Source organism: Halomonas qinghailakensis, from assembly GCF_025820815.1.
Lineage (GTDB): Bacteria > Pseudomonadota > Gammaproteobacteria > Pseudomonadales > Halomonadaceae > Vreelandella > Vreelandella qaidamensis.
In genome coordinates this window covers 2,644,849-2,658,664 of sequence record NZ_CP096973.1, presented here as the reverse complement: position 1 = coordinate 2,658,664, position 13,816 = coordinate 2,644,849, and the positions used below count along the sequence as shown (strand labels likewise).

Below are 13,816 nucleotides of genomic sequence, written 5' to 3'. Positions count from 1 at the left end.
ACGACGCGCATAATGCCATAAAACACGCGCCGACAGGAGTCATCTGCAAGGAAGCCCGTATGCCGAACGAGAACCCAAGATCAAAACGTCTACCCCGTGTCCTGATCATCCTACTACTAAGCGCATTAGTGGCGACGTTGGTGTGGGTAGGTGGCAGCACCTGGCTGCTCAATAGCCAATGGCTACCAGAACGACTTTCTCAGATCGAAGGGGTCGACGTGCGCTGGACGAATGCAAACAGCCTTCACCCAGGACGCTGGGAAGTAGAAAATCTTTACTTGGCACGAGAAGACGACAGTTTGCCAATATCCGTTGAAGCCCAGCAGGCAACACTTTCGCTATCATTACTGGCACTCCTGCGCGGTGAGCTGCACATACAGGCATTGGATGCCAACGGCATTCGCCGCTTAACCGTCGGCGATATTGCCTTAGAGGCACAAGGCCAACTACAGGTGAAGGATACCCAGTTAAGCCGCGCTGCGTTAGCCGTCCCTAGCGTATCGTTGGATATCAGCCAAGGTCGCCTAATACGCCTTAGCGACCAAGCCTCGCTGGTGCAAGATATTCAGTTACGCGCAGATGCCTCCTTAGAGAGCGTCACTACCGCGCAAATCCCCCGCGAAGAACTCACCGCGGAGTTACTCAGCGCCCTGTCTGCTCAACTGACCATAGAGGCCCAAGCAGATGCCTGGGACGTCTTTATGCCCTACTTAGAAGCGCTACCCTGGTTGACACTTGATGGTCATGGCAACTTAACAGGTGAGCTTAACCTGAGCGACGGCGAGCTACAGCATGGCAGCGTGCTAACCTTAAATGCGCCTGAATTGCGCTTATCGGTGAACGAACAGCGCCTGCGACCCCGCGAAACAGACAACCTGCGCTGGTTGATTGCAGAAGCACCGCCTCCGCTCCACACCGCCGTTGGTGAAGGCGCTGTGCGCTTGGCGGTAGAAAACGATGAGCTTAACTTTTCAACCCAGCTCATCGATGTCGTATTGGCGGATACCCACCCCTACGCCACCAATACGCAACTTCGCCTAGCGACCAGTATGCCCAATCAGCGCCTAGACCAACTAGACCTTCCCACTGGCGCCTCACTTGAACTAAAGGGCGACGTCACTCGCCTGGATATGCTTGACCGCTACCTGGCACATACATTTGACGGCCAAGGAGTTCGGCTTGCCGGTAACGGTCAAATTGAGGCTAGCGTGACACTACGTGACGCCAAGCCTTATCACGCATCGTTAGCGATTCAAGCGCCAACACTTGCGGCTAATTTACTTGATTTCACGGCTCAAGGAAGCGGCTCATTGGCCGCACAACTGTCAAACGAAGAGGCGATAGACGCGACACTCACCTTCACTGACGCCACCCTCAGCCACCATCAGCGAACGTTGATGGCCGATGCTGCCATTACGCTGAATGCAAGTAGCCCACTAGACCCAACGTTGGCGCAAGAAAACGCTACTGCTCGCCTAACCTGGCAATCCGCGCGCTTACCCGACATTAGCGTGTTACAAACCTATCTTAAAGCCGCCTTGCCCGACCCAGCCCCCTTACAGCTGCTCAGTGGCCAAGCGACTAGCAGTGGGCGGCTCGACTTCACCACCGAGCAAACGCAGGGTGAGATCCTTTTAGAAGGAGAGCAATTAGCCACCCGCTGGCAACACACGGAACAGAACGGTGTACTGGAAAGCAACGCGCAGCTTAGATTAGCCATTCGACAAGCGGCTCTGGACGGCACAAGGCTTGATATCAGCGGTTCACGTCTGCGCTGGCAAGTAGCGGATAGGCACGCTACCAGCGAGCAATTAGAGAGTATTCTAGTACTCAATGATGGCCGCTTTCAGCGCAATGGAAGTAACAGTGATGGGGATAAACCGCTCAGCGGCGAGTTTTCACTCGAAGGTAGCGTTCAGCGACTGGGGTTCTTAAATATCTTTTTACCCGACGCCCACGGGCTGGCACTTTCCGGTAACGGCCAACTATTCGCTCAGGGAGCTTTTCGTAATGATCGCTTATTAGCACCCACTCGCCTACGGGTGAATGCCAACCAGCTTGAGGTGGCATTTTTAGATTACATCGCTACTGGGCGCGGCGAACTGACGGCCCAACTCGACACGTCTGAGCAGGCCCGGCTTTCGTTAGGCATTCCACACTTTGCGCTGATGCGCCAAGACGATGACCGCCCCCATTTGGAGGGCCGCCACTTTGCACTCACAACTGAAACAGCCCGCTTTAGTGACGTGCTGGAGTCGCCAGAGCCCGATTTATTCACTACTCGCATCGCGCTGCCTATTACGGAGGTGCCTGACTTCACCCGTTATAACCGTTACCTACCTGAAGATGCAGGAGTTACCTTGCTGGGCGGCCAAGCTAGCCTAACCAGCGAATGGCTACTGGATGGACTTACCGCTCAGGGAGATATTACCCTACGTGCATTTGGTGCCGAACTAGCACTACTTGATCAGCAGTTAAAGGGCGATGTTGAACTACATCTGCGGCTTACCGAAGGTGATTTAGAAACACGGCGCTTCAACGCCAATGACTCTTTCCTGCGGCTAGAAAATGTTTTTCGGCAAAGCTCGGAAGGCGCACAAGATGCTGGCTGGTGGGTGCAACTTAGCATGGACGAAGCACAGCTTGAGTGGGGTGACCCTATTCGCTTAACTAGCCAACTGCGCCTTGGCATGCGTGATACCGGGCTATTGGCCCGGCTCTTCCTAGCCCGCGCCAGGCAAAGTGACTGGCTGGGGCGGCTATTAAACGTCCATGGCATTAACGGTAACGCGCAGCTTCAGATCAACGGCGAACGCATACGCCTACATAACCTCACGCTTACCGGTGGTCCGCTGTTACTGCTTTCAGATGTCACATTATCTGACAAAAGCGCCAACGGTGCGCTCTATGCACACCTTGGCGCATTAGGAATAGGCGTAGAGCTGATCGATAGCGAACCCACATTGAAGGTAGTGCAACCAAGGCGCTGGTTTGATCGCTGGCGAGAAGCACGTGCATTTTGAAAGTAAATGAGAGAGAAGATAGCGACGAACACAAGAAAAAATGAAGGAAAAGAATAGGCGCGCCTACTTTTAGCGACATCGCAAAAAGTAGGCGTTCAGGCTAACGCTTTGTGCGTTCCCGGCGAATCATCCGCACCCGCTCTTTGGCTTTCTGAGGGGTTGATAACGGTACGGCAGACTCATCATGGGTTTTCGGTGGTAGGGTTACCCAGGCAAACACCGGTAACGCCAGGTGCCAGTAAATCGCCGCTAGGCGCAACCCAAGTGTCACTGTTAAAGCAGCTGCAATTGCAACGGTTAGCGGCGCCTCTAACGCATCGAACGCCACGTAAACAATGCCCCCCGCCAAGGCTGCGGTCGCGTAGATCTCTTCACGGAGCACCATGGGCACCCGCTGGGCTAGCACATCACGAATCATGCCACCTGCCACACCGGTCATCATACCCATTAACACCGCCACAACGCCTGATGTACCCAGCAGCAATGCTTTATGAGTGCCAATGACGGTAAATAGCGCCAGCCCAAATGCATCAGCAACAGGTAGAAAGCCCCGAGAAAGGCGATGAATATAGTGAAACCCTACCAAGGATACGCCCACTGTGGCTAATATCACCCACAAATAGGTCGGATCTGTCACCCAGAATACCGGGCGAACGCCTAGCACCAAGTCCCTGAGCGTGCCGCCACCGATGCCCGTCACCGCCGCGAGCACCAGCATACCGAAGGGGTCCATCCGCGAGCGGCATGCCAAAATCACACCTGACAAAGCAAATACGATGACCCCCGCCATATCCAACCAGTAAATCACACCCGACACGCGACGCTCCTTAGAGACATGCTTAATAAGGCGAGCAGAATAGCACTCCTGTGAATGGGAGGGTCATCCCAAAAGCGATGAAAATATTAACTAGTGACCATGGCGCTCTAACCATTCGCGAAGGAAAGCAATTTCACTCTCTTGAGCAGCAACAATATCTTCTGCCAGTTGGCGAATCTCAGAATCTTCGCCGTACTCCAACACAATTTCTGCCATAGCAATAGCGCCTTCATGATGAGGAATCATACCTTTAGCGAAATCTATATCTGGGTTGCCTGTAAATGACATTGCCATATCTTCATGCATACGATCACTGGCAGTTTGATACGCTGTAACGGCTGGATTTTCTTCCTGTGCCTGCGCCGGTGCTCCATGGTGGCCATGGCTACCATGCTGTGTACGGCTATCTTGTTGTGTATGGCTATCATGATGGTCATAGCTGCCATGATGGTCATAGCTGCCATGATGATCAGCAAACAGTAAAGGAGCCGCCATCAAACTCGCCATGGCGACAACACTCACCGCCACGTTTAATGGATTTAATAAACGTGCACTGGCTAATTTACATGTTAAAACAACGAGCGACATAGCAACTCTCCCAGAGAGTGATAAAAGCATGAAATAAGAGGAAATAGAGTTTAAAACCTATAGGCAGCACACAGGTCAACAGACGTCGAGTAGGTTACTCTAGTGGACAGCTGATTCTAGTGAACAGCTTCACCCATAGACTGCATAGGAGCACACATGGACTGGAACCCTGCTTATACGTGGTTGGTGATTGCCCTGTTGCTAAGCTTGGCAGAACTAACCTCCGGCGCAATGCTACTGCTTGCGCTGGGGATCGCTGCGGCGCTGACCGCCGCGGTAACGGCGCTGGGGTTATCGCTACCTTGGCAGTTGCTCAGCATGGGGGTTTTCGCAGGCATTCTAGTACCCTTAGGCGTTATGGTAATCCGCCCGCGCTTTTCGCCAAAAGGCGTTGCCTATGGCACAACGGGTACCGGCGTTGAAAAAGACAACCAGTACAGAACGCTGATACGTGACTTTGACAGTGCAACCGGTATTAAAGTGAACGGTGACTTCTACCGTTTACGGGTGATCGAAAGCGGTGATACTGAGCTGCCGCCAGGAACCCAAGTGGTCTTTAAACGCTTTGAAGGTACAACGGCCTTAGTGACGCTGACACCTTCAACAGACGCTACTTCCCAGGATGCAATTTCCAACGCAAGGAGCCATAAACATGAATAGCCTCATGGATTTCTCGATTAGCCCAGGCCTGCTCATCAGCCTGATTATCGTCGTTATTGGCGTGCTCATCATCTCGAAAGGATTGGTCATTGTTCGCCAGTCAGAAGTGATGGTGATCGAGCGTCTCGGTTCGTTTCATCGCGTACTTGAAAGCGGCATCAACATTATTATTCCGTTTATTGAGCAGCCGCGTGCGATCACAATGCTGCGCTATCGCAAGATGGGCGAAGACTACACAGCCATTACCAGCGATGAAATCCGTATTGACCGCCGTGAAACGGTCATGGACTTTCCTGGCCAGCCAGTTGTCACCACAGATAACGTCACCGTGAGAATCAATGGTGCGCTCTACTACCAAATTATTGACCCTAAACGTGCCGTCTACGAAGTAGAAAATATGAGTCAAGCCGTCGAGGTGCTGGCAAAAACCACGCTTCGCTCAGTAGTCGGTAAGATGGAGCTAGATAAACTGTTTGAGTCCCGTGCTGAGGTGAACAATGAAATCCAGGCAGCAATGGAGGAGCCCGCGTCCAAATGGGGAGTCAAGATCTCCCGCGTAGAGGTGCAAGATATTGCCATGCCGGACGAGGTAGAAACCGCAATGCGCCTGCAAATGGCTGCCGAACGTAAACGCCGTGCGACGGTAACAGAAGCAGAAGGTGAAAAGTCCGCCGCCATTGCAATGGCGCAAGGGCAGCGTGAGTCGGCCATTCTAAATGCCCAGGGGGACAAAGAGTCAGCAATTCTACGCGCCCAAGGTGAACAGGAATCTATTAAGCTTGTGCTTAGCGCCATCGGCGACAGCGAAGAGAACAAGCGCACCGTAGTGGGCTACCTACTTGGCCAAAGCTATATCAAAGGGCTGCCCAACATGGCGAAAGACGGAGAGCGGGTATTCGTGCCTTACGAGTCCTCTGCTCTACTGGGGTCAATGGGCATGTTCCGTGAAATGGCGGGCTCCCCCGAAGACACTGTCGCTAATCACTTAAAACAGCGCAACAGCAGCGAAAGCGGCTTTCGTAGCGGTATCGTCGGTGGCGCGGCTGGCGGTCATTAATTGTTTAGTGATAAATAATTATTTTGTAGTCATTTAAAAAGTACTATTTCAATAATACCAGGCTAAATGCTATTTCTAGAGGTGTTATACCTAGAGGCAGTGTGAAACACGGTTAGGCTGGTTAAAAAACCCAGCCAACCCTGTTTCATAGTTGACTCTGTTTATTAGTGTTATCACGCATTTTAACGTTAAAGGCACTGTCATCGCCTGATGTTTCTTGCTAGTTAAGCGGGCGGCTGGGGTTAGTGTTTTTATCATCGCGCCTCAACCAACTCATCGGATTATTGGGCTGAGGCACTTTTCAGCACAAGGATTGTAACCAGTAGATTAGGGCGTTCATCATGCTGCCTCATTGGCTTGCCATACGTCACTGCACCCAGCTGCTTCTAATACTGGCTGCTTTTGTGCTCCTGCCTAGTGGCCTTACCGCTGCTGCTCAGCCCCTACCGCTGCAAAATTGGGAATTTCGCTGGGGTGACTCACCACTTGATTCAAATAACCAGCCACAATGGCTACACGGCAATTTTAGTGAATGGCAGTCAATTGACTCTCCGTTTAATCCACCGGGACGCGAAGGGCACGAGCATCTTTGGTTGCGAACGACGCTGCCAGCCGGTGACTGGAACGACCCGGTTCTATTTATCACTAGCATTAATCTTATCGGTCAAGTTTATCTAGGCGACACGCTTATTTATCAATACGGGGAGTTTGACGATCTAGGAAAGGGGGATTTTGCTGGCTGGCCCTGGCATATGATTGACCTTCCCCAAGATGCCGCCGGCCAGCCCCTCACTTTTCGCTTCTATTCGTACTACACCAGTATTGGCTTGTGGGGCCAAATCCAGGTAATGGAGCGTAGTGATGTTCTAAAGCAAGTGATTCACGACTCTACTAAAGATTTAGCCGTCAGTGCGCTGGTATTAGTGTTGGCTATTCTCGCAACCATTTTCACATTAATTGGCCCTGAACGACGCGGTTTTAGTGCCATTGCGCTATTTGCCTACGCTTCGGGGCTGATGTTAATTGCAGAAACTCCAGCGCGCCAACTAATGGCAGATGGAGCGCTAGCCTGGGACATATTGCGTGCTGGAAGTTACTACACCCTGCCAGTGGCATTGGGCTTATTGCTCAGCGACTGGTTGGAGGGCACTGCTAAGCGCTGGATAACCCGGCTGTGGATTATTCACCTAGTATATCTCGTTGCCACTATGGGGCTAGTGCAGCTTGGTGTGATCAGCCTTTCAATCACTTTTCCCATCTTTGACGTAATGCTAGCTATCACACTTCCCATGATGCTGGTACTCGCACTTATGCGCTTTCAACGACTGAAAGTGGAGCAGCGGTTGCTGGTGGTTAGCTTTACGTTTTTTGCACCGTTGTTGTTAGCTGATATGGCCGTTGCTCACGGCTTTGTAACCTGGCGCAACGTACCATTAAGCTATGGCACATTAGCTTTCACTCTCGCCAATGCTGCTATTTTCCTATGGCACTATCGCCATACCCAGCAACAGCTTGCTATCGCGAATGAAACGCTTGAGCAACAGGTAGCGTCTCGGACAGCCGATCTCGACAAGCTGGTTCAGGAACTCGAAGGGCTATCATTTAAAGACCCGCTAACAGGGCTGCATAACCGACGCCACTTCGATACTGCGTTTGATCATCACTGTCAGCGAGCGCAACAATACGCCAGCCAACTTTCAGTTTTAATGCTTGATATCGATCATTTCAAACAGATTAACGACGTTTTTGGTCACGATACAGGAGACGCTGTATTGGTAGAGGTCGCACGACTACTACGCCAACACTTACGCGGTCTTGATGTTATCTGTCGTTTCGGTGGCGAAGAGTTTATTGCTCTGCTACCTGCCACGTCCCAAATCGCTGCGGAGTCCAGGGCAAACACGCTACTAGCCTCTATATCTCAAGAGATATTTACTCATGAAGGCACGGCTCTTCGGCAAATAACACTGTCCTGCGGGATAGCCACCTACCCTGATCACACTCGAGACCCTAAGAAGCTGCTACGACTCGCTGACGAAGCCCTTTATCACGCAAAACACAGCGGACGAAACCGCTGTGTTGTTTGGGAAGAATCGCTTGAAGAGCAAAGCTACTTGTTTAGTAAACAACAAACGCTATGAACAAACGCCATCAACATTAATGGCGTAGCCTCTTAGCAAGAATTCGTCGCCAGAAAGTGCTCTACAAATACCTCGTAATCTTGTGATACGCAGTCGGCATAAGCAACCGCAAGGGTCGATACCACCTCAATAAATTGCGCTTCACGTCCTTCCAAGCGCTGACATACCGCGTTGGCAAATGGTGCAGAATGCCCACGGTGAAGAGCCTGGGCACCGCGCAGATGTTCACGTGCGAGAATTTCTCCCCACTGACGCGCTAACTTGCGATAAGACTTGCCCCCTGAAAGTTTGTGGGTAGGCACATCTTTTTTGAATGGAGACCGCTCTCTGACCGAAAACACTTTGCCGTTCATGGTCAGCCAACCCAAATAGGCGTCCGGGTGTTCAGCAATGGCATGAAAGGCTGCCGCATGGCGAATGCCTTCATTAGGAAATAACTTTCGCCACGCTTGCTGCTGAGCTTTATTCATTAAGCTGTAAGCTTCCGGCGTTACCTGTTCTTTAACATCTAATATAACGTCGTCGTGTTCATGAGCCGCACCACCCTCGATTAATACATAATAGCGCTCGACACCTAGCGAGCCCGTTCCCGCATCTAGGCGGCGCGCGGTATCTTTTACACGAAAGTGTTTTGGGTCACTCTCTTTGATCGGATGCTGTAGCGTCTGTTGGTACTCTTGCTCAATCAAACGACGCAGCTGGCTGGCGACATCTGCAGGTAAGTTCGCTAACTTGCCAGGGCGCTCGGCAAATATGCGCCCTTTCTGCTCATCTAGAGTCGTCCATTTTTCCAGCATACGCGCCCGACTCTGCTTATCGGCAACTTTCCCCATAAACGGCTTGAGTGGCCCTTTGGCGCTATCCAAAGTCACCGCATCAATGGGCAGCTCTTTAGTATGGTCATCTTTTACATGAGCTTCTTTGTAATCCGCTAGCGTATGGATGTACCCCTCTAACAGCTTTTTCAGCGCTTTATCAGACGCTTTAGAACTTAACGCTGCGTTTTCACGGCTATCCAACACTACGCTGATCGCCAGCCGCCATACATCGTATTGATAGTCGCCTATCAACGCATCATCAAAATCATCCATGCCATAGCGCACTTGGTCATCGTGGTGACCATAAGCACCAAAGTTATAAATATGCGCATCGCCTTGAAGCCATGTTTGGGTAGACGGCCATCCGCCAAATAGCGCAAAACGCCAGTCATGCCATACGTCCTGCCAATATAAGTGATTAGTTCCACGAAAGAATCGGTAGGGAGAGGCAGCCATCTTGGCGTACTTTGCTTGGCGGTGTGCCACATTTAGCGGGGCATTCACCTGCTGAATCGCCTCAATCACTTGCTGTGGGCGGTTATGTCCGGTTAGTGCATGGCTCATCGCGTTGCCTTTTTCTGTGCGTAAAAAGCATTCTGCTATCAGCGTAGGTGAGAAACGTTAAGAGAATAAGTCATTAGCAAATTTTAACTATACCCAGTTAGCTAACTCGGGTATCGACGAATTCCCCAACGTTAAGATCTGGCTATTCGTGCTCTTGTAAAAAAGTTAGAAGCGGGCTTTCTGCCAACGAACTACCCCAGCCATCATGGTGCACCAATTCATCTAATGAAAGCCGAGAGCGCCAGCCTTTTGTTTCCAACTCAGGCTGATCTAGAAACTCGCTGACATAGCCCATGCAAAGATAAGCCAACGGATAAACATGTTCAGGCAACTTTAACGCCGTGCTGAGCTGATCTTGGTCGAGAATACTGACCCAACCAACGCCAATGCCTTCTGCCCGCGCCGCCAACCAAAGATTTTGCACCGCTAAACACGTGCTGAAAAGGTCGGTATCCACAATACTATTGCGGCCTAGTACATGGGGGCCTCCCCGACTGCGATCGCAGGTAATACAGAGGTTAAGCGGACTTTCCAAAATGCCTTGAAGCTTCAAGCCTTGGTAACGCTCCTTGCGATCGCCCTCAAACCGCTCCGCGGCTTTGTGGTTTTCTTGCTCAAACATCGCCAATATCGCTGCTCTAACCTCGCGGCTTTCGATCACAATAAAATCCCACGGCTGCATAAAGCCTACCGAAGGTGCGTGATGGGCTGCCTTTAGCAGTCTTGATAACACCTCGGGGGCAATAGGATCAGGTAAGAACTGTGAGCGCACATCGCGCCGTTCATAAATGGCGCGGTACAGCCCGCGCTTCTCGGCATCGGAGAAGTGGTGGTTAGAGATAGTCATTAAGCTGATCTGGCCTTTTGCTGATCGATTTTACAGACATTGAATAGGCAGCTCTCTTCCTTGAAAACGATAGCGGTAGAAGATCGCGAATGATGAGGTGGCTAGCAGCCGCTAAGAATTGTTTAATCAAATCATAGCGCAGACTCGCTTAGCTTTACCGCATAGACTTCCGGCAGGAGTGAGTCCCACACCCTTATTCCGCTATACGGTAATGAACCACCTTAACCAATTACGGGGATCAGCGTTATATCATTATTCCGTAAGCTCCCATTTAAAGAAGCGGGAGCTTACACCCCTCCCCCAAGCAGCACTAAACAACATAGAAAGCCTGTCGACCACCGCTACCATTATCCCAACTGAAACGGATAGACAGGTCCGATTTTAAGCAGTTGTGTCAGCTCATCCAGCGCGGTGAGCACTTCAGTGGCAAGCTGGGGGTCGGAAAGATCATCTGCCGTAAGGCGGTCACGGTAATGGCGGTTGACCCACGCAGTCAGATCATCGTATAGCGCATCATTGATTAACACGCGGCCGGTCAACGCTGCCTGTTCAGCGTTTGATAAGGCAACGCGTAAACGCAGGCAGGCAGGTCCACCACCATTGCGCATGCTCTGTTTAACATCTTTAACGACCACTTCCGCAATCGGGTTATGGCCCGCCAGAATGAAGTCCTGGATCGTGCGCCAGACGGCTTCACGCTCTTGGCACTCGCTGGGCACGACCAGTGTCATGGTGCCATCCGGGTTGGAAAGTAGCTGGGAGTTAAACAGGTACGACGCTACCGCATCCTCCATACTCACCGCGTCTAACGGCACCCGCACCGGGATCAATGGCGTGGACATTTTGGCGCGCAGCTCATCCAACGTGCGCGCTTCATCCAAAAAGGCCATTTCGTGATAAAGCAACACGGGGCCATTACCCACGGCAATGACATCGTTGTGGAAGACCCCCGCGTCGATGGCATCTGGATGCTGCTGGGCAAATACCGTTTGCGCATCTGTTAGCCCATGCTGGCGGGCCACCGCCTGGCTGGCTTCCAGGGTTTGACGAGCGGGGAAGCGTTGCGGCTCACGCTCACCGCCAAATGCTTGGCGACCATACACAAATAGGTGAATGCCTGGCTCGCCGTGTTCACCGCATAGCCGGGTGTGATTGGCCGCGCCCTCATCAGAAAAAGCAGGCGTTGCTGGCAGTACAGGGTGATGAGCGAAATGCTGCTCATCATGGAAAATAGCCTGTAGTACACGGCCAGTGGTTTGCGGCTCTAGGTAGCGATGAAAGCTCGATTGCAGGTTCGCCGGGGTGAAGTGCACCCGACGATCTGGCGCATCAACGCTGGGGGTAACGGTGCCTGCGTTGGCCGTCCACATACTGGAAGCCGAGCAGACGGCGCGCAGTAACTGAGGAGCCTCTTTTGCAGCGCGGGTGAGCACGTCGCTATTGCTACCGCTGAAGCCTAAATCCCGCAGCGCCCCCACATCGGGTCGTTGTTGAGGTGGTAATACACCTTGGGCATAGCCCGCATCCATCAGTGACTTCATTTTCAGAAGCCCCTGCAGTGCGCCCTCTTTGGGGTTGGATACCAATCCACCATGACTCATCGATGCCACGTTGCCGTGTGCCAGCCCAGAGTAGTTGTGGGTAGGCCCTACCAGACCATCAAAATTGACTTCTCTGACGTTGTTATTAACCACGTTGTTATTAATATTCACCACGTCACTCATAGGTTGACTCCTGGCGGCAGCGTGTCCGGCATTTCCAGGGTGTCGGCTTCCATAGATGCCACTGGGTAAGCGCAGTAGTCCGCCGCGTAGTAAGCGCTGGGCCGGTGGTTGCCGCTGTCACCTACGCCGCCAAAGGGGGCGTCGCCAGAGGCACCTGTGGTTTGGCGGTTCCAGTTCACGATGCCCGCACGAATGCGCAGCAGGAAATCATCCCAGTCAGCTTTATCGCCACCGATGAGTCCTGCAGATAAGCCATAGCGTGTATCATTGGCAAGGGCTAATGCTTCATCCCAATCGCTGTAACGATGGATTTTCAGCAGCGGGCCGAAATGCTCCTCGTCCGGCACGTCCAGCCCCGTCACATCAATCAACGCCGGGCTTAACAGGCTGGTGTTCTCTTTCAGGCGCTGCATCCGGTTAATCACCGTACCGCCCATGGCTTCCAGCTCATCTTGCGCTTTCAGCAGGCCATCGGCAGCTACCACGCTGACCAAGCCGCCATAAAATGGCGCCACGGGCTCTTCTTCAAATTGCCCAGCCACGTGCAACTTGCTGATCGCATCAGAAAGCGCGTCGATCAGGCGATCGCCAACCTCACCCTGCGGTACCATTAAGCGACGGGCACAGGTGCAGCGCTGGCCACCAGATAAAAACGCCGACTGCAGAATAGTCAGTACAGCTGCACGCTCGTCGTCGACGTCTTTGACCACCAGCGGGTTATTGCCTCCCAGCTCCAAAGCGAGAATTTTATCCAGCTGTCCAGCGAACTGCTGCTGTAGCATGCCACCGACTTTAGCGCTGCCGGTAAACAGCAGGCCATCAATGCCGGGGTGCGCTGCCAGGGCTTGGCCGACAGCAACACCGCCCTGCACTAAGTTAATTACGCCTGCAGGCAGTCCCGCTTCCACCCAGCATTGCAGGGTTAAGTCAGCGGTCAGCGGGGTTTGGTCGCTGGGTTTAAACACTACGGTATTGCCTGCGAGCAACGCGGGCATCATATGGCCATTGGGTAGGTGGCCAGGGAAGTTGTAGGGGCCAAACACCACCATGACACCGTGAGGGCGATGGCGCAGTACGGCTTTCGCACTGCCCACGTCTTTTTCTCGCTCGCCTGTACGCTCATGGTAGGCCTTGATAGATAGCGCCACCTTGCCGACCATCGCGCCGGCTTCAGTGCGTGCTTCCCAAAGCGGCTTGCCGGTCTCAGAGGCAATTGCTATTGCTAGGTCTTCACGGCGAGCCGTCAGTACCTCAACAAAACGCTCAACAAGTGCTTGGCGCTGCGCAAACGAAGTGCGCGCCCATTCAGGAAAAGCGGCACGCGCGGCATCGATAGCGGCGCTAACTTGTGCGTTTGAGGCCGAAGCTCCTTGCCAAAGCAGTGTTCCAGAAACAGGATCATGCTTTGTAAAGGTGTCGGCATCGCCCGTTACCCAGGCGCCGTTAATCAGTTGCTGCTGTTGGGCGTGCATCGTTATCTCCTTCCCGTATGCGTGCTGGTGGTGCGAGCTTGTTATGTGTATTTGTTTTGAAAGACTGTTAATAAAGATCAGTGTTTAAATAGCTGTGCTTGAAAA

General features: G+C 52.5%; 9 protein-coding genes and 1 pseudogene. 4 read left to right on the top strand and 6 right to left on the bottom strand.

What is annotated here, in order from left to right:
• Positions 1-59 precede the first annotated feature (59 nt).
• Positions 60-3,023, top strand: a complete 2,964-nt coding sequence (locus M0220_RS12315; protein WP_264017775.1) for a hypothetical protein — start codon at positions 60-62, stop codon at positions 3,021-3,023.
• A 100-nt stretch (positions 3,024-3,123) separates the two neighbouring features.
• Here the strand turns inward: M0220_RS12315 and M0220_RS12310 are convergent, their stop codons facing one another.
• Together M0220_RS12310 and copM are read right to left on the bottom strand one after the other, a co-directional pair.
• On the bottom strand, positions 3,124-3,840 hold the full coding sequence (locus tag M0220_RS12310; protein WP_084180481.1) for a trimeric intracellular cation channel family protein: 717 nt from the start codon (positions 3,838-3,840) through the stop codon (positions 3,124-3,126).
• A 90-nt stretch (positions 3,841-3,930) separates the two neighbouring features.
• Positions 3,931-4,428: a CopM family metallochaperone gene (copM, locus tag M0220_RS12305; RefSeq protein WP_030073540.1), complete on the bottom strand. Its 498-nt coding sequence runs from the start codon at positions 4,426-4,428 to the stop codon at positions 3,931-3,933.
• 156 nt (positions 4,429-4,584) lie between these two features.
• On the opposite strand from copM, the pseudogene M0220_RS12300 reads away from it, so the two are divergent.
• The 3 genes and pseudogenes from M0220_RS12300 to M0220_RS12290 all read left to right on the top strand — a co-directional run bounded on the left by M0220_RS12300 (position 4,585) and on the right by M0220_RS12290 (position 8,286).
• A pseudogene (locus M0220_RS12300) lies at positions 4,585-5,078 on the top strand (NfeD family protein).
• A gap of 14 nt (positions 5,079-5,092) precedes the next feature.
• Positions 5,093-6,145, top strand: coding sequence for an SPFH domain-containing protein (locus M0220_RS12295; RefSeq protein WP_030073544.1), 1,053 nt, complete (start codon positions 5,093-5,095; stop codon positions 6,143-6,145).
• 341 nt (positions 6,146-6,486) lie between these two features.
• The gene (locus M0220_RS12290; RefSeq protein ID WP_030073545.1) at positions 6,487-8,286 is read left to right on the top strand and encodes a GGDEF domain-containing protein; all 1,800 of its coding nucleotides are present in this window, start codon (positions 6,487-6,489) and stop codon (positions 8,284-8,286) included.
• A 32-nt stretch (positions 8,287-8,318) separates the two neighbouring features.
• On the opposite strand, the gene M0220_RS12285 is transcribed toward M0220_RS12290, so the two are convergent.
• The 4 genes from M0220_RS12285 to astD all read right to left on the bottom strand — a co-directional run bounded on the left by M0220_RS12285 (position 8,319) and on the right by astD (position 13,711).
• On the bottom strand, positions 8,319-9,668 hold the full coding sequence (locus tag M0220_RS12285; RefSeq protein WP_264017774.1) for a DUF2252 domain-containing protein: 1,350 nt from the start codon (positions 9,666-9,668) through the stop codon (positions 8,319-8,321).
• Positions 9,669-9,810: 142 nt separating this feature from the next.
• Positions 9,811-10,515, bottom strand: a complete 705-nt coding sequence (gene bluB, locus M0220_RS12280; RefSeq protein ID WP_030073549.1) for a 5,6-dimethylbenzimidazole synthase — start codon at positions 10,513-10,515, stop codon at positions 9,811-9,813.
• 347 nt (positions 10,516-10,862) lie between these two features.
• Positions 10,863-12,239, bottom strand: coding sequence for an N-succinylarginine dihydrolase (gene astB / locus M0220_RS12275; protein ID WP_264017773.1), 1,377 nt, complete (start codon positions 12,237-12,239; stop codon positions 10,863-10,865).
• The gene (astD, locus tag M0220_RS12270; RefSeq protein ID WP_264017772.1) at positions 12,236-13,711 is read right to left on the bottom strand and encodes a succinylglutamate-semialdehyde dehydrogenase; all 1,476 of its coding nucleotides are present in this window, start codon (positions 13,709-13,711) and stop codon (positions 12,236-12,238) included. Before astD ends, astB begins: the two co-directional genes overlap by 4 nt.
• Positions 13,712-13,816: the final 105 nt, after the last annotated feature.

Coding starts and splice junctions, on each gene's coding strand:
- M0220_RS12315 (WP_264017775.1), top strand. CDS start 60: ATGCCGAACGAGAACCCAAGATCAAAACGTCTACCCCGTGTCCTGATC.
- bluB (WP_030073549.1), bottom strand. CDS start 10,515: ATGACTATCTCTAACCACCACTTCTCCGATGCCGAGAAGCGCGGGCTG.
- astB (WP_264017773.1), bottom strand. CDS start 12,239: ATGAGTGACGTGGTGAATATTAATAACAACGTGGTTAATAACAACGTC.
- M0220_RS12285 (WP_264017774.1), bottom strand. CDS start 9,668: ATGAGCCATGCACTAACCGGACATAACCGCCCACAGCAAGTGATTGAG.
- copM (WP_030073540.1), bottom strand. CDS start 4,428: ATGTCGCTCGTTGTTTTAACATGTAAATTAGCCAGTGCACGTTTATTA.
- M0220_RS12290 (WP_030073545.1), top strand. CDS start 6,487: ATGCTGCCTCATTGGCTTGCCATACGTCACTGCACCCAGCTGCTTCTA.
- astD (WP_264017772.1), bottom strand. CDS start 13,711: ATGCACGCCCAACAGCAGCAACTGATTAACGGCGCCTGGGTAACGGGC.
- M0220_RS12295 (WP_030073544.1), top strand. CDS start 5,093: ATGGATTTCTCGATTAGCCCAGGCCTGCTCATCAGCCTGATTATCGTC.